The following is a 24,143-nucleotide window of genomic DNA, read 5'->3' as shown; positions in this document are numbered from 1 at the left end:
GGGTTGCGGCGTCCGGCAGCACCCTCCAAGGCCGGCCGAGTCAGTGCAGCCGGGGCCGGAACGCGTCGTTCACGTCCATCGGAGAGCCGCCGCCGTGGTCGCCGCCGCCCGGGATGTAGATGGTGCCGCCGATGCTGGTCGCGGCGGTTCCGTGCCGGGGGACCGGCATGGGAGCCAGCGCAGACCACCTGTTGCGGCTGGTGTCGTAGGCCTCGACCTGGTCGAAGATCGACGTGGAGCCGTCGGTGTTCCCCTCGCCGCCGAACGCGTAGATCGTGTCGCCCACCACGGCGGTGGCGATGCCGCCACGGGCGGTCGGCATCGGGGCTCGGGCGGACCAGCGGTGGGTGGACAGGTTGAGCGCGTACACGCTGTCGCGGACGTTCACCTGGCCGCGGTCGCGCCCGCCGACGACGTAGAGCGTGTTCCCGACCACGGCGCCCCCGACGTGATCACGAGCCTGCGGCAGGGAGGGCAGCGCGCGCCACCGGCCGGTGACGGCGTCGTACGACTGCACGAGGTCCACCGTGTCCTGGAGGCCGCCTGGGCCCGGGGTCAGGGTGCGCATGCCGCCGGCCAGGTACACGGTGGTGCCGCGGACACCGATCGCGCTGCTGCCCCGCTCCGTCCCTTCCGGCATCGGGGGCAGCTCGCGCCAGCTGTCGGTGCCGGGGCTGTAGACGAAGCTGTCGCCGAGTGCTTCCCACGACGCCCCGCCGGACAGGCCGCCGAGCACATGGAGCCGTCCGCCGACGACGGCCAGGTTGGGGTGGTTCATCGCCACCGGCAGCGGGGCGGCGTGCTCCCACGTGTCACGGGCCGGGTCGTACACCTCGACGTCCGCGACGGTGGTCAGCTCTCCTGACCCGTCCGGGCGGATGCCGCCCACCACGTAGACCTTCCCGTTCAGCGCCGCCACGCCGTGCTCCTGCCGCGGACCGCCTGCGATCGGCGCGAGCTTCTCCCAGCCGCGGCCGTACTGCGCCTCGTCGGGATCGGTCGGTGTCCCGGTCACGGGCGGATGACCGGGGTGGGCCTGTGCCGCCGTGGCCGGAACGGCCAGGGCGAGGCCGAGGGCCACGGCGGCTGCGGAAAATACTCGGAGTACTGGCTTCTTCGACATGTTCACGACCATCTCCAGGGTCTGGGGAACCGACGGTCTATTTGTAATACGCAACGTAGCGTTAATGTGAAAGACGAGGGGACGGGGTTGTGGAGAAGTCAGGTGGGCCGGTGCAGCACGTGAACCGCATGGCCACCGGAAGCGTCAGCTACTGGCGGCCATCGCGTGGGACGTCAGGCCGCGATGGCCGTCCGGGTGAGCTGCTCCGAGACGTCCCAGACGCGTGCGGCCTCGTCAGCGCTGCGCAGCGGCGGGTACATCCGCTGCTCGGCCGGCGCTCCGCTGGTATTGCCGAACCCGCGGGGGCTGTACAGGGCGCCCGGCTCGGCCTGCGGGTCGGTGGCCGCCATGAGCGCGGGCAGCGCCGCGCTCTCGACCGTTCCGGCCAGGATGCCGCGGGCGGAGAGCCAGCCGATCATCCTTCGCCCGGCGGTCTCCTGCGCGCGGCCCAGCTCGGGGCGGGCGGCGAGCAGGTTGGTCGGCGCGACGCCGGGGTGGGAGAGGTTGCTGGTGATGCCCCACCCGTTGGCCTTGCTGCGCCGCTCCAGCTCCAGGCCGAAGAGCCCGAAGGCGATCTTGGACTGGCCGTAGGCGCGCATCCCGTCGTAGCCGCGCTCCCAGTTCAGGTCGTCCCAGTTGATGGCGCCACTGCGGGCGGCGACGCTGACCTGTGAGGTCACCCGCGCGCCGCCGGCGCGCAGGAGCGGCATCAGGTGCGCGACGAGAGCGAAGTGGCCCAGGTGGTTGGTGCCGAACTGGAGCTCGAACCCGTCGGCGGTCGTCTGGTGGTCGGGCGGGGTCATGACGCCCGCGTTGTTGATCAGGAGATGGATCGGCGCGCCCTCGGCGCGCAGGGTGTCGCCGAGGGCGGCGACGGAGGCGAGGGACGACAGCTCGAGGCTGCGCAGCGAGATGTTGGCGTTCGGGACGTCCCGCTTGATCTTCGCGACGGCGGCCTCACCCTTGGTCGGGTTCCGGACGGGGATGACGACCTCGGCCCCGGCAGCGGCAAGACGCCGGGCTATGACGAGGCCCATGCCGTCGCTGGCCCCGGTGACCACGGCGCGCTTGCCGGAGAGCCCGGGGACGGTGATGTCGATCGGTGTGCGTGCCATTTCCGTGCTCCTTGATGGTGACAGTGTTCTTGCTTTGTTGTTTCCAACTGTCGGGTGTCTCCGGCCGGTTATTCAGGGCCTGTCGATCCCCCTTTGTGGCCGTCAGCCGCCGGCCGGGGCCCGCCTCGCGCCGCCGTCGTCGAACACCAGTCCCTTGATCTGCTGGAACTCCTCCAGGCCATAACGCCCGTACTCCCGGCCCACCCCGGATCGCTTGTACCCGCCGAACGGGACCTCAGGGTTGAACCCGGCACCGTTGATGAAGACCTGGCCGGCCTGGATCTGCCCGGCCACCTCCACGGCTTCGGAGCGGGTGGCGCCCCACACCCCGGCGCACAGCCCGTAGGGCGTCCGGTTCGCCAGGTCGACGGCGTCCTGGACCGACTCGTACGCCTGGATCACCAGCACGGGGCCGAAGATCTCCTCGGTCACGAGGGCCGAGTGGTGCGGGACGTCGGAGAAGACCGTCAGCGGCAGGTAGTAGCCACGACCCGGAGCGGGCGGGCGATCCGGGCCGCCGGTCAGGAGCCGCAGGCCCTCCTGCTGTCCTCTGCGGACGTAGGCCTGCACGCTCTCCTGCTGGGCCCTCGACACGAGCGGCCCGTACTGGGTGTCTCCGGCGAACGGATCGCCCACGACGAACCCAGCCACCGTCTCACGGACGATCGCCTCGGCCTCGGTCAGGCGGGCACGGTCCACCAGGATCCGGGTCAGGGCCATGCAGGTCTGGCCCGAGTTCAGGAAGCCTGAGCGCAGCGCCTGCGGCACCGCCGCCTCCAGAGCGGCGCCCGGCAGGATGACGGCGGGCCCCTTTCCGCCCAGCTCGAGGGAGACCTTCTTGGCTCTGGCCGCGGCCGCCGTCGCGACCTGGATGCCGGCGCGGGTGGAGCCGGTGAACGACACCAGGTCCACGTCCGGATGACCGGCGATGCGCGCGCCGACGGTCGCCCCGTCGCCCATGACCATGTTGAACACCCCGGGCGGCAGACCCACCGCGTCGATCGCCTCGGCCAGTGCGTAGGCGCCCAGCGGAGTGACCTCGCTGGGTTTGTGGACGACGGTGTTCCCGGCGGCCAGCGCGGGCGCGATCTTGGCCGCGCTCTGGTGCAGCGGGTAGTTCCACGGGGTGATCGCGCCGACCACCCCGTACGGCTCGCGCAGGACCGTCGCACCCGGGATGGTCCGGTCCGGCTCGGCCTGCTCGATCAGGTGGGCGGCCGAGCCGAAGAAGTAGATCGGGCTGCCGGCGTGCGCCCGGCGGGACAGACCGATCGGAGAGCCGATCTCCGCGGTCTCCAGCCGGGCGATCTCGTCATGCCGAACGGTCAGCTCGGCGGCGACGGCACGCAGCAGCGCCGCGCGTTCGGGCACGGGGGTCCGAGCCCAGCCAGGTGCCGCCCGACGGGCGGCGTCGACCGCCGCCTCGACGTCGGTGACGTCACCCAGCGTCACGTACCCGAGGTGCTCCTCGGTGGCCGGGTTGGTCACCACCACCTGTCGCGTACCGTGCGACGGCGCCCAGCGCCCGTTCACGTAGAACGCGTCCCTGTGGACCGTCTTCTTGTGGAGCGTGTCCTGGTGGTCGGGGCTCGTGCCGTGTTCGTTCCCGTGCATCAGGTTCTCGCTACGGACGGGGCGCGGGTGTCGTCGCCCTCTGCGATGTCGCTCAGCACCTCGGCGGCGGCGAGCTCGTCCCGGGCGGCGAGCCGGTCGAAGCCCTCGACGGCCGGATAGACGTAGCGACCGAGCGTCGCGATGAGGGCGGCGCCGACCACGAGGACGCCCATCAGGACCGGGATCACCGGGTCGTAGGAGCCCAGCTGGTCGTAGCCCAGCCCGAGGAGCAGCGGACCGACTGCGCTGCCGAGGATGAACATGGCCTGGACCGGTCCGATGATCTGGCCGAAGCTGCGCATGCCGAGATAGCGGGTGATGAGGAGGGCGAGCAGGTCACCCTCGATACCGAAGGCGACGCCGATGAAGGCGACCGCGAGAGCGGCGGTGGAGAAGGGCGGTTCGAGGAAGAACATGCCCGCGATGGGGGCGAGCATGACGATGGGGCCGACGATCGCGCCGTGCACGCGGTCGATGATGACGCCGCCGACGACACGGCCCACGAGGGAAGCCAGGCCGAAGACGACGAGTAGCTGGCCCGCCTGGTCGTTGCTCAGACCGCGGTCGGTCATCATCGGCACGAGGTGGACCTGGAGCCCGATGATCACGACGCCGACCATGCCCAGGCCGAGCGCGATGCCCCAGAACTGGCGGGTGCGCAGCGCCTCGCCGAAGGTCAGGCCAGGGAGCTCCAGGCTGACGTCGCGGTCCCCGACGTGGGTCTCCTGGACGAGGCGCCCGCGCACGTGCCGCTCGGCGCGGCCCCGCACGAACAGGCTGATCATCGTGACGGACACGAGGACGGCGATCAGCGCCAGGTAGCCGTAGGTCTGCCGCCAGCCGACCCTCTCGATGAGCTCGCCGGCCAGCAAGGGGCCGAGGGCGGCGCCGAGGCCGATGATGCCCGTGACGATGCCGACGGCGAGCGCGCGGTTGTTGTCGAACCAGCTCACGACGGCGCGGGTGGCGGGGACCGCCGTCCCGCCCCCGAAGAACCCGACGAAGAAGCACGGGATGAAGTAGATGGCCTCGACGGGCGGCACCAGGCCGATCGTGGCCATCGAGGCGGCGAACAGCACGAAAGCGGGGACGAGGATGTAGCGCGCGGCGTACCGGTCCACGAGCCGGCTGGCGATGATCAGCCCGATGACCATCCCGACCGCGGCGACCGAGTACGCGCCGGTGACCGTCGTGCGGCTGAACCCGGTGTCCTCGACGATCGGCAGGACGAAGAGACCGGTCGTGGCCATGTACATCTGGGGGCCGACGGCGTTCGCCGTACCGGCACCGATGACCACCCACCAGGGGCTTCGGCGTCGGGGGTCGGGCTGGGTGACGGAACTCATGGGGTCTCTCCTGCGGCTCGGCTCGTGGGGCATGCGGTCGTCGGCTGAGTGGTCATGCGCTCGGGAAGGAGGTCTTGGTCAGCTCCTCGGACACCTGCCAGACGCGTGCGGCCTCCGTGAGGCTGCGCAGGGGCCGGTGCATCTGCTGCTCCGCCGGCGCACCGCCCAGGGTGCCCGGGCCGCTGGGGCCGTAGAGGGCGGCGGGCTTGGCGGCCGGGTCGGTCGCAGCCATGAGGGCCGGTAGCCCCGCGGTCTCCGCGGTGCCCACGAGGATGCCGCGGGCCGAGAGCCTCCGGGTCAGCCGGATGTTGGGTGTGTCCTGGCTGCGGCCGATCTCCGGACGGGCGGCCATGAGGCTGGTGGGGGCGATGCCGGGATGGGCGACGTTGCTGGTGATGCCCCACCCGTGAGCCTTGCTGCGTCGATCCAGCTCCAGCCCGAACAGCCCGAACGCGATCTTCGACTGGATGTACGCACGCATCCCGGAGTAGCTGCGCTCCCAGTTCAGGTCGGCCCAGTTGATGGAGCCGCGGGACGACGCGATGCTGAGCTGAGAGGTCACGCGGGCCTTACCGGCGCGCAGCAGCGGCAGCAGGTGGGCGACCAGGGCGAAGTGGCCCAGGTGGTTGGTGCCGAGCTGCATCTCGAACCCGTCGACCGTGGTCAGCCGCTGCGGCGGGCGCATGACGCCGGCGTTGTTGATCACGAGGTGGATCGGGCGCCCTTCCTCTCGCAGGGTGTCGCCGAGAGCCTCCACCGACGCCAGCGAGGCCAGGTCGAGGCTGCGCAGCGAGACCTTCGCACCGGGTGCGGCCCGGTTGATCCTCTTGAGTGCGGCGTCACCCTTGGCCGGGTTGCGTACGGGCATGAGGACCTCGGCGCCCGCAGCGGCCAGGCGTCCGGCGATGCCGAGTCCCATGCCGTCGCTGGCGCCGGTGACCAGCGCGCGCTTTCCGGACAGGTCGGGGAGGGGGATGTCGATCGGTGTACGTGGCATCGTGCTGCTCCTTGTGTGCGTCAGGGGTTCGGCCGGGGCCGGGTGCTCGGCCATGGCACCGATCCTTGGCGGACGCCGGAGACCTATCCAGGACCTCCCGATCACAGGCTCGCCGGGTCAGGCACGCGGTCCGCAAGGGGGGATCGACAGGTCGTGGCTAGTTCGACCCGCACGGGATAAAAACGAGGCAGTACTGAAGGAAAGGGGGAGCGTCATGATCGACCGCACGGGGCTGGCCGGGTTTCTGCGCAACCGGCGGGAGGCACTGCAGCCGGAAGACGTCGGCATGCCCCGCGGGCAACGCCGCAGGACCAGCGGGCTGCGGCGTGAGGAGGTCGCGACCCTGTGCAACATGTCGGCCGACTACTACTCCCGCCTGGAGCGCGAGCGCGGGCCCCAGCCGTCGCAGCAGATGCTCGCGTCGATCGCGCAGGGGTTGCACCTGTCGATCGACGAGCGCGACCACCTGTTCCGCCTCGCGGGCCACAACCCGCCACCGCGCGGAACGTCCAGCGAGCACATCAGCCCCGGGCTGCTGCGCATCCTGGACCGGCTGGAGGACACGCCCGCCGAGATCGTCACCGAGCTCGGCGAGACGCTGCGGCAGACGCCGATGGGTGTCGCGCTCACCGGCGACACGACCCGGTTCACGGGACCTGCTCGAAGCATGGGCTACCGGTGGTTCACCGACCCGGCCGTACGGAACCTCTACGCTCCGGAGGAGCACGCGTTCCTGACCAGGATGTACGCGGCAGGGCTGCGCGGGCTGGTCACCCTCCGGGGCCCGGAGTCCCGGGCCGCGTACCTGGCGGGTCTGTTGCTGGACAGCAGCGAGGAGTTCCGGCGGGTGTGGGACGACCACGAGATCGGGATCCACCCGCACGAGGTCAAGCACTTCGTCCACCCGGAGGTCGGTGCGCTGGAGCTCAACTGCCAGCGGCTGGTCGACCCGGGCCAGGCCCACTCGCTGATGGTCTACACCGCGGTGCCCGGCACCGAGAGCTACGAGAAGCTGCAGGTCCTGTCCGTCATCGGCGCGCAGGCACTGCGCTGAGCCGTCGATGAGCGGCACGAGGGCGGTCGGGCTGGTGCTCGCGGCCGGCGCCGGCACCCGTTACGGCATGCCCAAGGCGCTGGCCAGAACCGACGCCGGAACCTCGTGGCTCGAGCTGGCCTGCCAGGCGCTCGTCGGCGGCGGCTGCGGAGAGGTCGTCGTCGTGCTCGGTGCTCGGGCGGACGAGGCCGCGGAACTGGTCCCCGCCGACGCCCGGCGGGTGGTCGCCCCGGGGTGGCGCAGCGGTATCGCGGCGTCGCTGCGCACCGGCCTCGCGGCCGCCGCCCGGACCGGAGCGGAGGTCGCCGTCGTCTCCCTCGTGGACCTTCCCGATCTGCGGCCCGATGCCGCACGCCGGGTCCTGGACTCCGTACCGCAGCAGGGCGCCCACGCCCTCGCCCGCGCCACCTACGACGGCACGCCCGGGCATCCCGTGCTGGTGGGCCGCGCGCACTGGCAGCCCCTGGGCGCCGCGGTGCGCCAGGACACCGGCGCGGGGCCCTACCTGCGTACGCACGGTGCCCTCGCCGTCGACTGCACGGACCTGGGCGGCGGGGACGACGTCGACCAGCCGGACGGCCGCCACAGCCCACAACAGACAATCAAGGAGGGGCATCATGCCCACGAACCGCATCGCACTCGTCACCGGAGCCAACCAGGGAATGGGTAAGCAGGTCGCGAAGGAACTGGTCGCCGACGGTCTCACCGTGTTCGTCGGGTCCCGCGACCTCGCACGTGGTGAGCGGGCGGCCGCCGAGATCGGCGACGGCGCCATCGCGCTCCAACTGGACGTGACGGACGCGTCCTCCATCACCGGGGCCGCCGAACGCATCGGCGCGGAGGTGGGCAGGCTCGACCTGCTGGTCAACAATGCCGCGATCTCCAACACTCGCACCGACATCCGCGACATGGGTGAGCTGCGCGCACTGGCACAGCCCAGTGTCGTCTCGCTCGACGAGGTACGGACCGTGTGGGAGGTGAACGTCCTCGGCGTCGTGGCGGTGTACCAGGCGATGCTGCCGCTGCTGCGCCGGTCGTCGGACGCGCGCATCGTGAACGTCACGAGCGCGCAGGGCTCGTTGACGACCATGGCCGATCCGGCGTTCCCGTTCCACAAGACGTTCGAGCCGGTCTACTCCGCGTCGAAGACCGCGCTCAACGCCGTCACGCTGTCCATGATGATCGAGCTGGAGGCGACCGACATCAAGGTCAACCTCGTCTCACCGGGGTTCGCGAACACCGCCCTGGTCAACTTCGAGGGCACGGAGTCGGTCGAGGACGCGTGCCGCGAGGTGGTGCGCGTCGCCCGCCTCGGCCCGGACGGCCCCACCGGAACGTTCACGCTCTGGGACGGTGTGGACCTGCCGTGGTGACCGGCACCTGACCGCAGGTCGACCCACCAGCCCGGAACGCGCCCCTGCGTGCGGTGACCTCAGGCTTCCGACGAGGCCGGGAGGAGGATCGTGACGAAACCGCGAATGCGGTCCACGTCGACGTCGGTGTAGAGGGAGTCCTCGTCGGAGCCCTCCGGGAGCGGCTTCTCGACGCCGAACAAGGCCTGGAAGAAACGAGGGTGGAGCGAGCGGCCGAGCAGGTTGGTCGCGAGCTCGCCGGAGGCGGGCTCCTGGATCTTGAACCGCTCGGTGACGAACGTCGCGAGGCGGTCCTGGGAGGTGCGGAAGATGGCGTCGTAGTACTGGCTCGACGCGTCGGGGAGGCGTTCGGCCTCCGCGATCCCCATCCGGCAGGTGCGCAGCGCCGGCTCGCGGAGGAGGAGCTGGAGAAAACGCGCACAGTAGACCGCTACGGCCTCGGTGGAGTCCTCGCTGTACGTGTCAGGAGTCTTGAGGCGGTTGAGGTACATCGTGCGAGCCAGCTCGAACACCGCGCGGAACAGCGCGTCCTTGCTCGGGAAGCGCGTGTACAGGGACCTCTTGGACGTGGAGGCGCGCGCGGCGACCACGTCCATGGAGGTGCGCTCGAAGCCCAGCTCAAGGAACACGTCCTTGGCGGACCACAGGATGTGCTGCTTGAGCTCTTCCCCGCGGCGTGCCACCGGCCTGCCTCCGTCATGATCGAGATTCGGTACGGCGGAGTTTACTCGGCGGATCGTTCCGTGAACGGCGGCCGTTCACTCCTCGAGCTCGACATGCAGGATGCGGTCGTCGCCCTCCTCGGGGCTGGCCCCGCCCCAGGACGCGCCGTCGGTCTCCGAGGTGGTGACCCAGAGCGCCCCGTCCGGGGCGACCTGGACGGTCCGCAGGCGCCCGTACTCTCCTTCGAGGTGGGGGATCGGGTCGCCGACCGCCTCGCCGCCGTCAACGGGCAGCTGCCACAGCCGCTGGCCCCGGAGTCCCGCCATCCAGAGCGATCCGGCGGTATAGGCGATACCGGAAGGGGAGGCCTCGTCGGTGGCGAACGTGAAGAGGGGCCGCGTCCCCGTCGAGCCGAGGGAGCCTTCGCTGTTCGGCCAGCCGTAGTCGTTTCCCGGCATGATCACGTTGACCTCGTCCTGCTCCTGGTCGCCGAACTCCGAGGAGTACACGGTCCCGTCCGGTCCGAAAGCGATGCCCTGGACGTTGCGGTGTCCGGTGCTGTAGACGGGGCCGTCGACGGGGTTGTCCGACGGGATGGTCCCGTCGGGGTTGATCCGCAGGACCTTTCCGTTCAGGCTGCCCGGGTCGGGGGCGAGCGCCGGTTCGTTCGCGTCGCCCGTGGTGATCCACAGCGCCCCGGCCCTGTCGAAGGCGAGCCGGCCGCCCTGGTGCTGGTCGGTGCCCACGCGGATCCCGTCGAGCACCACCCTGACCTGGGTGAACGTCTCGAACTCGGGGTCGAACTCAAGTGCGACGACACGGTTGTCCGAGGCGGTGGAGACGAAGGCGTAGACGGTGCGGTCCCGGGCGACGTCCGGGGACGCCGCGAGACCGAGCAGACCGCTGTCGGGGGCCGCGACCGCGCCGTCGACCCGTCCCACCGAGCGGTGGTTGCCGCTCCCGGGATCGACCCGGCGGATCTCGAAGGTGTCCCTGGAGGACACGAGAGCCGACCCGTCCGGGAGGAACGTGAGGCCCCACGGGGTGTCCAGACCGGTGACGATCTCGGTGACCCGTCCTGGCGACGCGAGGTCGCCGGGCGCGGCGTGCGTGGGTGCTGCCGCACCGGACGGCGCCGTGGCATCGGCGCCGGAGCGTGTGGTCCCAGGCGGCGGAGAGCCGGCGCACGATGTCAGGGCAGCGGCGAGCGACAACGTGGCGGCGAGTACGGCGGTGGTGGACCGGGTGGTGAACATGGGCGGCGCTCCGAGTACGACGGTGGATGGGACCGAACCGTCTACCGGGGTGACGTGTGCTCCCCTCCTGGACCTCGTGGCCTGGACCTTGTGGCACCCATAAGTAAACGGTACGGTTGAGTTTACCACCCGCCACGACAAGATCGAGTGAGGTCGACATGTCTACCGATGCACCGGGGCCCGCGCTCCAGCCAGGGGAAGGACCCACCTCCCACCTGAGCAGACGCACCTTCATCGCCGCTACGGGTACCGCGACGGGCGCCGCCGTCGCCGCCGGGGGGGCCGGCTCCCGTCCGGTCGCCGCCACCGAGGACGAGGTGGGTGAGCCGGAGGGTGGCGCGACGAGCCGGGTCTCCTTCCTTCTCAACGGCCGGCGTCAGTCCCTGGTCGTCGACAACCGGACCTCCCTGCTCGACCTGCTGCGTGAGCGGCTCGACCTGACCGGAACCAAGAAGGGCTGCGACGCCGGTGCCTGCGGGGCCTGCACGGTCCATGTGGACGGCCGCCGCGTCAACGCCTGCCTCACCTTGGCGGCCAGGCTCGACGGCGCGCAGGTCACGACCATCGAGGGCCTCGCGCCCGAGGGTGACCTGCACCCGCTGCAGCGAGCGTTCATCGAGCAGGACGCCCTCCAGTGCGGGTTCTGCACGCCCGGCCAGATCATGTCCGGCGTGGCTTGCCTCCGCGAGGGGCACACTGGATCCCCGGCGGAGATCCGGGAGTGGATGAGCGGCAACATCTGCCGGTGCGGCTGCTACGTCAAGATTGTCCGTGCGGTCGAGCAGGCCGCGACAGGCGGGCGGTAACGCCATGTTCCCCTTCACCTACACCAGGGCAACCTCCGTCCACGACGCGATCGAGGCCGGCGGGCGCGGAGGCCGGTACATCGCCGGTGGCACCACGCTCGTCGACCTCATGCGCGAGACGGTCGAGCGCCCGCGCGCCCTCGTCGACATCGCAGGCCTTCCCCTGTCCGATGTCAGCGCCACGCCACGAGGCGGCCTCCGTCTCGGTGCGCTCGCCCGGATGGCGGACGTCGCCGCGCACCCCGTGGTGCGCCTGACCTACCCCGCTGTCGCGCAGGCGCTGGAGCTGAGTGCCTCGGCGCAGTTGCGCAACATGGCCACCATCGGCGGCAACATCATGCAGCGCCCGCGATGCGCGTACTTCCGCGACATCTCGGCGCCCTGCAACCGGCGCGAGCCCGGCTCCGGCTGCTCGGCCCTGGAGGGCTACAACCGCACCCATGCCATCCTCGGGACCTCCGTGCACTGCGTCGCCACGCACCCGTCCGACCTGGCTGTGGTCCTGACGGCGCTCGAGGCCATCGTGCACCTGATCGGTCCGGAGGGCCGGCGGGCGACGCCGATCGGCGACTTCCTGCTGCCGCCCGGCGACACACCCGACCGGGAGCAGGACCTCCGGCCCGGTGAACTGATCGTCGCCCTTGAGATCCCGCCGTTCCCGCGGCCGCTGCGGTCCGGGTACCTGAAGGTGCGCGACCGGGAGAGCTACGAGTTTGCGCTCACGTCCGCGGCCGTCGTGCTGCACATCAGGGGCGGCGTGATCCACACCGCCAAGGTCGCCGCCGGCGGGGTGGGCACCGTCCCCTGGAGGCTCCCGGCCGTCGAGCAGCACCTCGTCGGCAGACGCCCGTCGTCCGAACTCTGGACACAGGCCGCCGAACGAGCGGCTGACGGGGCGAGACCCTTGGCCCACAACGACTTCAAGACGGAGCTGTTGCGCCGCACCGTCGAACGTCAGCTCCGCATCGTAGGAGGCCGCGCATGACCCCGCAGCCTGCTCAGCAGCCCCAGACCGCGGTCGGTTCGCCGCGGTCCCGCGTCGACGGACGCCTCAAGGTGACCGGCCAGGCCCGGTTCGCCGCGGACCACGGTCGGGCGGACGGGCTCGAGGGCACCGCGCACGCGGTGCTCGTGGACGCCACCGTCGGCCGGGGAACGATCACCGGTATCGACGCCCGCGCCGCCCTGGCCGTCCCCGACGTCCTCGCCGTGATCCACCACGGCAACGCACCGCGACTGCCCTACCGGGACAACACGTTCCCGGACTCGATCCACCCGCCCGGCGAGCGGCTGCGCGCGTTCCAGGACGACCAGGTCCGGTTCTTCGGGCAACCGGTAGCCGTCGCCGTCGCCACGACACCGGAGGCGGCGCGGCACGCCGCGCGCCTCGTCGAGGTCGCCTACGACGCCCAGCCCCCGCGGCTCGACCTCGCGACGGCACCCGCCCATGAGCCCGACGTCTACGAACGCGGCGACGCCGCCACCGCGCTCTCCTCCGCTCCGGTGCGACTCGAGATGACCTACCGAATGGCGCGCAACCACCACAACGCGATGGAACCGCACGCGATCGTGGCGCGCTGGGACGGCAACCGCCTCACGGTCTGGGAGAAGACCCAGTGGGTCGCCGACCCGAGGAACGAGCTCGCAGCTGTCTTCGGGATTCCTCAGGCCGCCGTACGGTGCTACTCGCGCTTCGTCGGGGGAGCGTTCGGCAACTCCGGGCGCACCTGGGTCCACTCCGTGGCGGCGGCGCTCGCGGCCCGGGAGGTCGGACGTCCGGTCAAGCTCGTCCTGAGCAGGAGGCAGGTCTACTTCGGCGTCGGGTTCCGCCCGGCCTACGAGTACGGCGTACGCCTGGGCAGCGAGCGGGACGGCCGGCTGACCGCCGTCGTCCACGACGTGCGGGGCGAGACGTCCCGCTATGAGCGCCACTCGGACGACCTCGCACTGGGCAGGATGCTCTACGACACGCCGAACTTCCGGCAGGAGGTCCGGCTCGTACCCCTGGACGTCAACACGCCAACGTGGATGCGTGGCCCAGGATGGTCCACCACGGCGACCGCCCTGGAGACCTCGCTGGACGAGCTGGCGCACGAGCTCGGCATCGACCCGATCGAGCTGCGGATCCGCAACGAGCCCGCCGACGACCCCGCAACCGGTCAGCCGTTCTCCACACGACGGCTCCACGAGTGCTACGCGACCGGCATGCGCGAGTTCGGCTGGCATCGGCGCAGCCCCCGGCCGCGGGCGGTGCGCGAGGGCGACTGGCTAATCGGTATGGGTATGGCGGCCGGGGCATACCCGGCCGAGAGCGCCCCCGCGCAGGCGCACGCCCGGCTCGACGCGGACGGGACCGCGGTCGTCCGTTCGGCGAGCAGCGACATGGGCCCGGGCACGACGACGTCGATGGCCCAGGTGGCAGCGGACGCGCTCGGACTGCCCATGTGGGGCGTGGAGTTCCAGCTCGGTGACTCCACGATGCCCCCGGCCCCCGTGCACGCGCTCGCCTGGACCATGGCGAGCGTGGGATCCGCCGTCCAGGCGACCTGCGACAGGTTGCGGCGCAAGGCGATCGCCCTGGCGGTAAGCGACGCGCGGTCACCCTTGCACGGTGTACCCGTGGACGGCGTCGTCGTGCGTCGCGGATGGCTGCACATCCGGGAGGACCCGCGTCGTGGGGAGACCTACCAGCAGCTCCTGGCGCGCAACGGCCGAACCCATCTCGAGGCCATCGGCGGCTACGAGCCGCCCGGGGAGATGCGGTACTCGATGTACGCCTACAGCGCCATCTTCGCCGAGGTCGCCGTGGACGCCCGGCTCGGGATCGTGCGGGTGCGGCGGATGCTCGGCGTCTTCGACGCCGGACGCATCGTCAACCCGAAGCTCGCCGACAGCCAGGCCCTCGGCGGCATGATCGGCGGGCTCGGCCAGGCGCTGCTGGAGCATACGGTCACGGACTCGGTGGACGGCCGGATCATGAACGCCAACCTCGCGGACTACCTCGTACCGACCAACGCCGACGTCACCGACATCCGCGCGATCTACGTGGACGGCGTCGACAACGAGGCCGCCCCGATCGGCGTCAAGGGGCTCGGTGAGGTCGTGCAGGTCGGCGTGGCGCCCGCGATCGCCAACGCCGTCTTCAACGCGACGGGACGCCGCGTCCGCGACCTGCCCATCACCCCCGAGGCGCTGCTCCCGCGGTCGCGAGCAGCACGACCGCGTTGACCACCTGCCCGTGCTCCCTACCGGGGAAACCTCAGCCCGCGGTCGGCGTCCGCCCGAGAAGACGATGCTTGCGCCCGGGCCGACGACAGCGAGACCATCACCCATGCCCCACCGCGCGCCACCCGACGACGGATCTTCTCCGACGGTGTCCGCGCCGCAGCTCGTGGGGCGCGATCGGGAGCTGGCGGCCCTCGGCGCCGCCTTGCACCGGCCACCGGCGATCGTGCTGCTGGAGGGGGAAGCGGGCCTCGGCAAGAGCCGTCTGCTGCAGGAGTGGCTCGCCACGGCTCCCCAGCGCGCGGGCAAGACCCTGTTCTCCGTGTGTCCGCCGCTCCGGGAGCCGCTGACCCTCGGCCCGGTCGTCGATGCGTTCCGCGGGATCGATGTGCCGGTCGCGGACCTCGGGCTCACGGACCTCGCCGGCGCGCTGCGCCCGTTGTTCCCGGAGTGGTCGGCGGACCTGCCGCCTGCTCCGGAGCCGCTGTCCGACGCGCGGTCAGCGCGGCACCGGCTGTTCCGCGCCCTGGACGAGGTGATCCGGGCGCTCGGCGTGGACGTCCTCGTCGTGGAGGACGCCCACTGGGCCGACGACGTGACCCTGCAGTTCCTCCTGTTCGTCACTGCCCGTCAGCAGCAGCTCGGACCGAGCCTCGTGCTCTCCTACCGGCCCGACGAGGTGGGCACGGAATCGCACCTGCTGCGCCTGACGTCGCGGACGGCCGCCGGTGTGGCCAAGGCGCGGATCGTCGTGTCGCCGCTGCGCCGGGAGGACACGGCCGCGATGGTGTCGTCGATGCTCGGCGGACATCCGGTATCGGCCGAGCTCAGCACCTTTCTGCACGAGTGGACCGACGGGATCCCGGTCGCGCTGGAGGAGTCGGTGCGGCTCATGGACGACCGCGCGGACCTCGTCGTCCGCGACGGGCAGTGGGGCAGGCAGACGTTCGGTGAGCTGCCGATGCCGCCGACGGTGCGCGACTGCACGCGGGAGCGGGTGGGACGGCTCTCGCCGCCGGCGCAACAAGTGCTCCGGGCCGCGGCGACGCTGGCGGAGCCGTCGTCCGAGGCGACGATCGCGGCCATCGCCGACCTGGCTCCGGACGTGGCCCGAGCCGGACTGGCGGAGGCTGCCGACGCCGCGGTGCTCGACAGTGACGCCCGCGGCCGCTGGCGGTACCGGCACCGGCTGGCCGCCACGGCCGTCTACGAGGCGATCCCGCGCGCCGTCCGGCAGCCTCTGCACCTGCGAGCCGGTCGGGTGCTGGAGGACGTCCTCCCGATGCCCGCCGCGCGCCTCGCGCACCATTTTCACCAGGCCGGCGAGGCCGAGCCGTGGCTCCGGTACTCCGAGCGGGCCGCGGAGCAGGCCGTGGCCTCGGGCGACCACACCACGGCGGCCGTCCTGCTCGACGAGGTCCTGTCGGCCGCGGAGCTGCCACCGCACGACCTGGCCCGCGTCGCACGAGCCGCCGCGACCGCCGCGCTGAGCCGACGCGAGCCGGTGGACGAGGTCTACCACCGCGTGATCCGCACCCTGCGCGCCGTGCTCGGCTCCCCGGGGCTGTCCGACCGGGAGAAGGCCGGGATCCGCAACCCGCTCGGCAGGCTCCTGATCCTCGGCGGCGAGGCGACCGCGGCACTGGCCCAGCTCGAGCAGGCGGTGGCCGGCCTCGACCACGAGCCGGTCGAGGCCGCCCGTGCCATGACGTACCTGGGCTGGGCCTACGCGGGGCCGTGGCCGGCGCAGACCCACCTGCGATGGTTGCAGCGCGCTGCCGAGATGACGGCCCACGTCGCGTCCCCACCCGACCGGCTGAACCTCGCGGGCAACCGCGCGGCCGCGCTCCTCATGCTCGGCGAGGAGAGCGCCTGGGACGCCATCGCCGAGCTGCCGCTCGACGCGGCCGACTCGGCCGAGCGCCTCGATCTGGCCCGCATCCACGCGAACATCGGCACCGGAGCCCTGATCTGGGGCCGGTACGCCGACGCGGAGCAGCATCTGGACGTCGCCCTGCGGCTCGCCGACACCGAGCAGGCGGCCCGCCTGCGGTACAACGTCGAGATCGAACAGGCCAACCTGGACTGGCACACCGGCCGGTGGGAAGGGCTGGCAGAACGTGGTGCCGCTCTCGCGGACGCCGACCGGGACCGGCCCACCATCTATCTGGCCAGCGTCCGGCTGGCCGCCCGGCTGGCAGCCGCGGCCGGGCGCCCGCGTGCCGCGGAAGAGCAGTTCCGGCTGGTTCTCGAGGAGGCCGTCCGGCTCGGCGCCGTCGACGACACCATGGAGCCCGCCGCGGCGCTGGCCCGGCTGTGGCTGGCGGACGGCGACTCCGGCCGGGCGCTGCGAGTGACGGACCGACCGATGGACGCCCTGGAGAGCAAGGGCGTGTGGGTGTGGGCGACCGATATCGTGCCCGCGCGGGTCGAGGCGCAGCTCGCCGTCGGGGAGCACACGGCGGCGCGACGGCTGACCGCTCAGCTCGCGAGAGGCCTGCGCGGCCGCTCGGCGCCGGGGCCGCGCGCAGCTCTCGCGCTCTGTCGCGCCCACCTTGCCGCTACGGCCGGGGACCACGACCGGGCGGCGGCCGCGTACGCGCGAGCGGCCCGGGCCTGGGCCGCGCTGCCGCGACCGTACGACGCGCTGCGGGCCCGTGAGCAGCAGTCCGAGGCGCTCCTCGCGGCGGGCAGAGCACCCGAGGGCCAGCAGCTGATGGCGCGCCAGTACGAAGACCTCTTCCGGCTCGGTGCGCGAGGCGACGCCGACCGGGTGGCGCGCCGCCTGCGTGACCTCGGCGCGGACGTCCCGCGGCTGTGGCGCGGTGGCCGACGAGGCTACGGCGACAGCCTCTCGCCCCGTGAGCTCGAGGTCGTCCGCCTGGTGGTGGAGGGCCACACCAACCGGGAGATCGGGAAGATCCTGGCGAAGTCGCCGGCCACCGTGGACCAGCAGCTGCGCGCGGCGATGCGCAAGCTGAAGGTCACCTCCCGGACCGTGCTCGCCGTCGTGGCGGTCGAGACCGGTGTGCTCTCGCAGGAGCGTTCCGTCGCAGACGCGTCGTGAACAGTGCGCCGACGTTGTGTGAACAATGACGTATCCGCAGGATAGCGACGGCGCGCACGACCACCGGAGCATGAGGCCCCATGATCCATGCCCCAGTGAGACTGACTGCCGTCACGGCAGCGTTGACCTTGGTGGCGGGCCTCAGCCTGAGTGCCGCGCCACCCACGTGGGCGGCCACGCCGCCACCCGAGCCGACGGCCGACGCCGTCGAGCCCGCCGACAAGATCCAGCCGGAGCTGCGGGCGTCGCTCCGGAACGACCAGACCACGGAGATGTGGCTCCGATTCGAGGAGCGTGCCGACCTGGCGCCCGCCGAGCGCATCGCGGACTGGACCGAACGCGGTCAGTTCGTCTACGACGCGCTGACCGAGACCGCAGAGGAGTCGCTGGCGACGGTCGCTGCCGAGCTGGACGCGGCCGGCGTCGGCTACGAGTCGTTCCCGATCGCCAACGCGGTGCTGGTCAAGGACGCGACCGAGAGCCTCGCGCTGGACCTGGCCGCGAACCAGGCGGTCGCGGAGGTCCACGACACCCCGGACGTCGGGCTCGTCGAACCGGTGCAGCCGGAACCCACCGCACCTGCCGCGCGCACCGCGGAGTCCGAGGTCGAGTGGGGACTCGACTACATCAACGCACCCGCCGCCTGGGAGATGGGGGCCACGGGAGCCGGCATCACGGTGTCCAACCTCGACTCCGGGGTCCAGTTCGACCACCCGGCACTGGTGGGCACGTACCGCGGCACCGCCGCCGACGGCACGTTCGAGCACGACTACAACTGGTTCAGCACCCGGGGCACCTGCGGGGACGCACCCTGCGACGACAACGGTCACGGCACGCACACCATGGGCACCATGGTGGGCGACGACGAGGCGGGCAACCAGGTGGGCGTCGCCCCGGACGCGCAGTGGATCGCGACGGACGGCTGCTGCGAGGCCACCGGGTTCGAGACGCTGCTCGAGTCGGGCTGGTGGCTGCTCGCCCCCACCGACCTGGACGGCGAGAACCCGGACGTGTCGAAGCGACCGCACGTGGTGAACAACTCCTGGGGCTCGTCGGCGGAGCACGCCTACTCCGACTTCTTCACGGCGATCGACGAGGCGTGGTCGGCGGCCGGCATCTTCAGCGTCTGGTCGGCCGGCAACACCTCACCGGGCGCGGCGTGCGACACGGTCTCCTCACCCGGTGCGCACCCGGACGCCTACTCCGTGGGCGCGTTCGCCTCGAACGGCGTGCTCGGCGCGTTCTCCCGCAAGGGCGAGGGTGAGGACGGGGTGATCAAGCCCGAGATCTCCGCACCCGGCGTCGGCATCCGGTCGTCGTGGCCGGGCAACGGCTACAACACGATCAGCGGCACGTCGATGGCGGCTCCGCACGTCGCGGGAGCCGTCGCGGCGCTGTGGAGCTACGACCCGACGCTCGTCGGGCAGATCGAGCAGACCCGCCGGCTGCTCGCGGAATCGGCCCACGACGTCGACGACACGTCGTGCGGCGGCACCGCGGAGCTCAACAACAAGTACGGCGAAGGGCGCCTGGACCTGGTCCGGCTGCTCCAGCTCGCGCCGCAGGAAGGCGGCACGCTGAGCGGCGTCGTCACCGCAGGAGGCGAGCCGGTCGGCGGCGCCGAGCTGACGATCAGCGGCCCGTTCGACCGCACGGTCGGCACGGACCAGGACGGCGCGTTCTCGCTGCACCTGCCCGCGGGCGACTACGACATCACCACGACGGCCTTCGGGCACGTACCGGCGACGACGAGCGCCACCGTCACGATCGGCGAGCACACCACGGTCGACGTCGCGCTCCGGACGGCGCCCACCCACGAGGTCAGCGGTGTGGTGCTCGGCGCGGAGGAGCAGCCCGTGCCGGGGGCGGAGGTCTCCGTCGAGGGCACACCGCTCGACGCCGTCCGTACGGACGGCGACGGCACGTTCACGATCCCCGACGTCCCCGAGGGCGAGTACCTGCTGCAGGTGCTGCCGAACGCGTGCTTCTCGCCGACGACGGTTCCCCTGGCCGTCGGGCCCGACACGGGGCCGGTCGAGATCGCCGTCGACCTCGTCGTGGACGACGGCGGCTACACCTGTGCCGTCTCGGAGGGCGACTTCCGGCGCGGCACCGACAAGGTCGAGTTCCCGAGCGGGGTGTGGACCCAGGTTTCGCTGCCGTCCCCGATCGCGCTCTACAACGGGACCCACGACACCCTCAACATCGGCAGGCGCGGCGTCATCTCCGTGGACGGCTCCATCTCGGGGCCCGGCGTGGGCGGGGCGGGTGTGTTCCCCTTCTACGTGGCAAGCCCGTTGCGGGCGGACAGCGGCGGCGTCTACACGGCGTCCACCACGGTGGACGGTGAGGACGCGTTCGTCGTCGAGTACCGGGACATGACCGTCTGGGGCGGCTCCGCATGGCCGCGCGAGTCGGAAGGGACCGTCAGCTTCTCCACCACGTTCACCCGGTCCGGAAAGGTGATCGTCGCCTACGGCGACGGTGTCGGCGGCAGCGACCCGCTGACGGCCGGCCTCGTCGCGACGACGGGCATCCAGGGCTGGGAAGGCGTCGACGGCATCCGGTTCTCGGAGCGGTCACCGGTGCTCCACGACGGGCTCGTCGTCACCTACGACCTGCCTGACTTCGGGTACCTCGACCTGACCGTCGCCGACCGCAACGACGGCCTGCCGGTCGACGGGGCGAACGTCACGATCTCCGACGAGGACGGCCTGGTCGAGAGCCTGACGACGAGCTCCACCGGTGTCATGCGCCGACAGCTGCCCGTGGGCGACTACACGGTGACCGTCTCGGCGCCCGACTACGTGACCGAGTCCCACGAGTTCTCGCTCGACGAGCTCTACGCCGAGACCGAGATCGAGGCCCGCCTCGCCACCGGCGTCACCGACCTGACGACGGACGGGCTGGACGCCGTGCTCGGCACCGACCAGAACGGCGTCGGGTCGCTGACCCTGACCAACTCCGGCTCCGCCCCCCTCACGTACGACCTGGGGGAGGCGGCGCGCCACCCGGAGCTCGACACCGGAGCGGCCACGGCGCGCACGGGCACGGGAGCCGACAGCACGATCGACCTGTCGGCCTGGAACGAGGCGGCGGCCAAGGCCGCCGCCGGCGACCACGAGCCGTCGCAGGCCGACGGTGCGAGCGCGAAGGCGGAGGCCGTCCTCGCTGAGGCGGCTGACCAGGTCGGCACCCACTCGGGCGGCGACGTCATCACTCGCATCGAGCTCGAGGGCGACCTCGACGAGAAGGAGCCCACCGGGCTCGGCTACGACGGCGACGTGTGGATCCACGACTACACCGCACGGACCAACACCGCCTACACGGTGACCGGTCGCAAGACCGGCAAGCAGTTCGCGGCGGAGTGGAACCCCGACTACCGGGCCTTCGACCTGGCGTTCGACACGCTGACCGGCGAGATGTGCCAGATGGAGGACAGCCCGGCGAGCCTCATCCACTGCTTCGACCCGGACACCGGGGACAAGACCCGGGAGATCGAGGGCGCCTGGTCGAACACGCAGCTGACCGGGCTGGCCTACAACGCGAACCTGGACGTCTTCTACGTGGGCGGCCGCGGAATCGGCGCGATCGGGACCGTCGCGGGCACGTCGCACGAGACACCGGGGGAGTTCCTCTCCTACTGCTCCCCGCCGCTGCCCGAGGTGATGGGCCTGGCGTACAACGAGGCGTCGGACACCATCTGGTACACCGACCGCGCCGTCGGCCGGCCCAGCAGGCTGCTGCAGGTCGACCCCGTCGACTGCTCGCTCGTCAACGCCTGGTGGTTCCCCGGTCAGCAGCAGCGGCAGGGCGGCGGCCTCGCGACCGACGCCACCGGCGCCCTGTGGGCGACCGACCAGCTCACAGACGAGGTTCTGCTCGTCGACGTCGAGGACGACCTGATCACGGACCTGCCCTGGCTGTCGCTCTCGTCGTCCGGCGGCACGCTCGCCCCGGGCGAGTCGACGACGGTCGAGGTCGACCTCTCGGCCGAGGACCTGGATCCGGGAGTACTCGGCGCCAACATCGTGGTGACGTCCGACTCCGGCCGGCAGTCCAAGGAGTACGTCCCCGTCACCCTCACGACGACCGAGTACCAGGTCGGCGTCAACGCCGGCGGCAAGGCGTTCACGGACGGCACCGGGTTCGACTGGTCGGCCGACCAGGCGTCCCACCGCGGCCCGTGGGGGTACGAGGGCAGGACGAAGGAGATCTCCACGCAGGGCGCGGTGGACGGCACCACGGACGACACCCTGTTCCAGGCCCAGCGCACCGCCCGGCACGAGCACCTGTCCTACACGTTCGACGACGTCCCGGAGGGTACCTACGCGATCGATCTGGGCTTCGCCGAGATCGAGGGCGCAGCTCCCGGCCGGCGCGTGTTCGACGTGCTCGTGAACGACGCGCTCACGCTGTACTCCTACGACCCGGCCGGCACGGCCGGCCGGCAGACCGCCGACTGGCACACGGCCGCCGTCGAGCACACCGGTGGTCCGCTGACCGTGGAGCTCAGGGGCGCCAAGGGGCTGCGGTCCCCGGCGCTCGCGGCGCTCCGGGTGACGCTCGACCCACGTGGTGCCGAGACGCCGGGCCCGGAGCCGGAGCAGCCGGAGCCGGGCGAGGTGCCGGTCGCTCCGGTCGACCAGCCGTACGAGGTGACGGAGACCTCCGGCGTGTACCGGCAGGGCACCACGGAGACCGGCTGGTCCGGTACCCGCGGCTGCGGCGTGCTGTGGTTCGGCTTCGACTTCCCGTTCTACGACACGACGTGGGACGGGGTCTGCGTGGCGAACAACGGCATGCTGACCTTCGACCGCAGGCGGTCCGACTCGCCCAACACCGAGCTGCCCTCACGGCGGCCCGCCGATGCGATCTACCCGTTCTGGGACGAGCTGCTCGTGGACGACGAGGCAGGGATCCACATCGGCACGACGGAGGTTGACGGACTCGACGCCCAGGTGATCGAGTACCGCGACGTCACCTTCGACGACCAGCGGACCGAGCGCGTGAGCTTCTCGGTCACGCTCGTCGAGGACGGCCGCATCCAGGTCGGCTACGGCGACGGCGTCGGCGGGGAGGACCCCCGGACCCGGGGCGCGTCGGCGACCGTGGGCATCGAGAGCCTGGACGGGACCCGGGTGACCCAGTACTCCTACGACGAGCCCGTGCTGACCGCCGGGGCGGGGCTGGAGTATGTCCTGCTGGAGTCGGGCACGATCGAGGGGGAGGTCACCGACGCGAACGACGACGAGCCGGTCGCCGGTGCCGTCGTCACCCTGACCGCGCCCGACAGCGGCACCCGGACGATCATCGCCGACGAGCTGGGACGCTGGAAGGCCCGCGCGCTGGTCGGTGAGCACACGGTGGACGTCCGGTCGGCGAACTACGCCCCGACCAGCGACACAGTGACGGTCTCCGAGAAGGGGCAGGCCGAGGCGTTCGACGCGGCACTGGCCACCGGCATCGCCGAGATCTCCGGGGACGACCTCGAGTGGTTCTTCGGCCCGGACCAGAGGGCGACGGCCGAGCTGACCGTTACCAACACCGGGACGGCCCCGCTGGAGGTCCAGCTGGCCGAACAGGGCCGGGACGGGGACGGGGAGCACGAGCCCGTCGACCTGCCCTGGCTCTCGATGGCCGGGGACGCCGCGGCGGGTGCGGTCGAGCTCGGCGTGGGCGAGTCCACCACGGCCACCGTGTCGGCAGACAACGCGGGCATCGAACCCGGGCTGCTCGTCGGTGACGTGCTGGTGTCCTCGACCGCGGGCCGGGACGCCGAGCAGTACGAGCGGGCGCGGATGGCGACGTCGGCGTACTGGCTGGGTGTCGACGTCGGCGGGCCCGGGACGGTCGGTACCGACGGCCTCGTCTGGTCGGCGGACCAGGCGCTCCACTCCGACCGGGAGTGGGGACATGTCGACGGACGGGTCCGGGCGACCCGCGCCGACATCGAGAACACCGAGGACGACGCGCTGTTCCGCACCCAGCGGACCGGCCGGACGTTCAGCTACGTGTTCGAGGACGTCCCGGCAGGCGGCTACCAGATCGACCTCGGACTCGCCGAGATCGACCACGTCGCCGTCGGCCGGCGGACGTTCGACGTGCTGGCGAACGGAGAGGTTCTGCTCCACGACCACGACGTCCAGGCCGAGGTCGGTCGGTTGACCGCCGACCAGCAGAGCGCCACGATCGAGCACCCGGGCGGTGACCTGACCGTCGAGCTGGTCGGCGAGACGGGCAAGCACCACCCGGTCCTCAGCGCGCTGGCGGTTCGGGAGGACCCGCGGCTCTGACCAGGCCGTACTGCGACGCCCTCGGCCGGGTGTTCGTGCGGGAGAGCCTCCCCGGTGAGTTCACCGGGGAGGCTCTCCCGTGGGGTGTGCGGGGAGATGTGGTCCCGGTGCTCGTCCGCTGGTGAGCCGCAGGTTGGGAGCCACTGGGGGTGCCGAGCCGCACGTTACGAGTCGCCGACGGTGCCGAGCCGCACGTTACGAGTCGCCG

General features: G+C 71.8%; 15 protein-coding genes. 8 read left to right on the top strand and 7 right to left on the bottom strand.

Going from position 1 to position 24,143, the window contains the following annotated elements; all coding sequences use genetic code 11:
• Nucleotides 1–40: 40 nt before the first annotated feature.
• From ACFSL2_RS12460 to ACFSL2_RS12440, 5 genes are all read right to left on the bottom strand, one after another.
• Nucleotides 41–1,123 carry a Kelch repeat-containing protein gene (locus ACFSL2_RS12460; protein ID WP_377198166.1) on the bottom strand — a complete coding sequence of 361 codons (1,083 nt, stop codon included), beginning with the start codon at nt 1,121–1,123 and terminating at the stop codon, nt 41–43.
• A 173-nt stretch (nt 1,124–1,296) separates the two neighbouring features.
• Nucleotides 1,297–2,238 carry an SDR family oxidoreductase gene (locus tag ACFSL2_RS12455; RefSeq protein ID WP_377198165.1) on the bottom strand — a complete coding sequence of 314 codons (942 nt, stop codon included), beginning with the start codon at nt 2,236–2,238 and terminating at the stop codon, nt 1,297–1,299.
• Nucleotides 2,239–2,340: 102 nt separating this feature from the next.
• Nucleotides 2,341–3,852, bottom strand: coding sequence for an aldehyde dehydrogenase family protein (locus ACFSL2_RS12450; RefSeq protein WP_377198164.1), 1,512 nt, complete (start codon nt 3,850–3,852; stop codon nt 2,341–2,343).
• The gene (locus ACFSL2_RS12445) at nt 3,852–5,198 is read right to left on the bottom strand and encodes an MFS transporter (RefSeq protein WP_377198163.1); all 1,347 of its coding nucleotides are present in this window, start codon (nt 5,196–5,198) and stop codon (nt 3,852–3,854) included. The genes ACFSL2_RS12450 and ACFSL2_RS12445 overlap by 1 nt, the downstream gene beginning before the upstream one ends.
• Before the next feature lie 52 nt (nt 5,199–5,250).
• Nucleotides 5,251–6,195, bottom strand: a complete 945-nt coding sequence (locus tag ACFSL2_RS12440; protein ID WP_377198162.1) for an SDR family oxidoreductase — start codon at nt 6,193–6,195, stop codon at nt 5,251–5,253.
• A 214-nt stretch (nt 6,196–6,409) separates the two neighbouring features.
• Here ACFSL2_RS12440 and ACFSL2_RS12435 point away from each other — a divergent pair, with 214 nt between their 5' ends.
• The 3 genes from ACFSL2_RS12435 to ACFSL2_RS12425 are packed head-to-tail and all read left to right on the top strand — an operon-like array spanning nt 6,410 to nt 8,622.
• A complete protein-coding gene (locus ACFSL2_RS12435) occupies nt 6,410–7,249 on the top strand; it encodes a helix-turn-helix transcriptional regulator (RefSeq protein ID WP_377198161.1) in 840 nt (279 codons plus the stop codon).
• 7 nt (nt 7,250–7,256) lie between these two features.
• Complete coding sequence (locus ACFSL2_RS12430; protein WP_377198160.1) at nt 7,257–7,919, top strand: nucleotidyltransferase family protein; 663 nt, start codon at nt 7,257–7,259, stop codon at nt 7,917–7,919.
• A complete protein-coding gene (locus ACFSL2_RS12425) occupies nt 7,867–8,622 on the top strand; it encodes an SDR family NAD(P)-dependent oxidoreductase (RefSeq protein ID WP_377198159.1) in 756 nt (251 codons plus the stop codon). The genes ACFSL2_RS12430 and ACFSL2_RS12425 overlap by 53 nt, the downstream gene beginning before the upstream one ends.
• 59 nt (nt 8,623–8,681) lie before the next feature.
• Here the strand turns inward: ACFSL2_RS12425 and ACFSL2_RS12420 are convergent, their stop codons facing one another.
• A complete protein-coding gene (locus ACFSL2_RS12420; protein ID WP_377198158.1) occupies nt 8,682–9,305 on the bottom strand; it encodes a TetR/AcrR family transcriptional regulator in 624 nt (207 codons plus the stop codon).
• A gap of 75 nt (nt 9,306–9,380) precedes the next feature.
• On the bottom strand, nt 9,381–10,541 hold the full coding sequence (locus ACFSL2_RS12415; RefSeq protein WP_377198157.1) for a PQQ-dependent sugar dehydrogenase: 1,161 nt from the start codon (nt 10,539–10,541) through the stop codon (nt 9,381–9,383).
• Nucleotides 10,542–10,699: 158 nt separating this feature from the next.
• Between ACFSL2_RS12415 and ACFSL2_RS12410 the strand changes: the two genes are divergently transcribed.
• From ACFSL2_RS12410 to ACFSL2_RS12390, 5 genes are all read left to right on the top strand, one after another.
• Entirely contained in the window at nt 10,700–11,347 is a 648-nt protein-coding gene (locus ACFSL2_RS12410) for a (2Fe-2S)-binding protein (RefSeq protein WP_377198156.1), read from the top strand.
• A 4-nt stretch (nt 11,348–11,351) separates the two neighbouring features.
• A complete protein-coding gene (locus ACFSL2_RS12405) occupies nt 11,352–12,332 on the top strand; it encodes an FAD binding domain-containing protein (protein ID WP_377198155.1) in 981 nt (326 codons plus the stop codon).
• Complete coding sequence (locus ACFSL2_RS12400) at nt 12,329–14,575, top strand: xanthine dehydrogenase family protein molybdopterin-binding subunit (RefSeq protein WP_377198154.1); 2,247 nt, start codon at nt 12,329–12,331, stop codon at nt 14,573–14,575. Before ACFSL2_RS12405 ends, ACFSL2_RS12400 begins: the two co-directional genes overlap by 4 nt.
• 145 nt (nt 14,576–14,720) lie before the next feature.
• A complete protein-coding gene (locus ACFSL2_RS12395; RefSeq protein ID WP_377198153.1) occupies nt 14,721–17,639 on the top strand; it encodes a helix-turn-helix transcriptional regulator in 2,919 nt (972 codons plus the stop codon).
• Between the two features lie 95 nt (nt 17,640–17,734).
• Nucleotides 17,735–23,935, top strand: a complete 6,201-nt coding sequence (locus ACFSL2_RS12390) for a S8 family serine peptidase (protein WP_377198152.1) — start codon at nt 17,735–17,737, stop codon at nt 23,933–23,935.
• The last annotated feature ends 208 nt before the right edge of the window (nt 23,936–24,143 follow it).

Origin of the sequence: Promicromonospora aerolata (genome assembly GCF_042682255.1) — a bacterium.
GTDB classification, from domain to species: Bacteria; Actinomycetota; Actinomycetes; order Actinomycetales; family Cellulomonadaceae; genus Promicromonospora; species Promicromonospora aerolata.
The sequence above is the reverse complement of the archived record's forward strand: the minus strand, read 5'-3'. Positions and strand labels throughout refer to the sequence as shown.

Excerpts from the sequence above, each read along its gene's own strand:
- ACFSL2_RS12460 (WP_377198166.1), bottom strand. The coding sequence starts at position 1,123 with ATGTCGAAGAAGCCAGTACTCCGAGTATTTTCCGCAGCCGCCGTGGCC.
- ACFSL2_RS12455 (WP_377198165.1), bottom strand. The coding sequence starts at position 2,238 with ATGGCACGCACACCGATCGACATCACCGTCCCCGGGCTCTCCGGCAAG.
- ACFSL2_RS12450 (WP_377198164.1), bottom strand. The coding sequence starts at position 3,852 with ATGCACGGGAACGAACACGGCACGAGCCCCGACCACCAGGACACGCTC.
- ACFSL2_RS12445 (WP_377198163.1), bottom strand. The coding sequence starts at position 5,198 with ATGAGTTCCGTCACCCAGCCCGACCCCCGACGCCGAAGCCCCTGGTGG.
- ACFSL2_RS12440 (WP_377198162.1), bottom strand. The coding sequence starts at position 6,195 with ATGCCACGTACACCGATCGACATCCCCCTCCCCGACCTGTCCGGAAAG.
- ACFSL2_RS12435 (WP_377198161.1), top strand. The coding sequence starts at position 6,410 with ATGATCGACCGCACGGGGCTGGCCGGGTTTCTGCGCAACCGGCGGGAG.
- ACFSL2_RS12430 (WP_377198160.1), top strand. The coding sequence starts at position 7,257 with ATGAGCGGCACGAGGGCGGTCGGGCTGGTGCTCGCGGCCGGCGCCGGC.
- ACFSL2_RS12425 (WP_377198159.1), top strand. The coding sequence starts at position 7,867 with ATGCCCACGAACCGCATCGCACTCGTCACCGGAGCCAACCAGGGAATG.
- ACFSL2_RS12415 (WP_377198157.1), bottom strand. The coding sequence starts at position 10,541 with ATGTTCACCACCCGGTCCACCACCGCCGTACTCGCCGCCACGTTGTCG.
- ACFSL2_RS12410 (WP_377198156.1), top strand. The coding sequence starts at position 10,700 with ATGTCTACCGATGCACCGGGGCCCGCGCTCCAGCCAGGGGAAGGACCC.
- ACFSL2_RS12405 (WP_377198155.1), top strand. The coding sequence starts at position 11,352 with ATGTTCCCCTTCACCTACACCAGGGCAACCTCCGTCCACGACGCGATC.
- ACFSL2_RS12400 (WP_377198154.1), top strand. The coding sequence starts at position 12,329 with ATGACCCCGCAGCCTGCTCAGCAGCCCCAGACCGCGGTCGGTTCGCCG.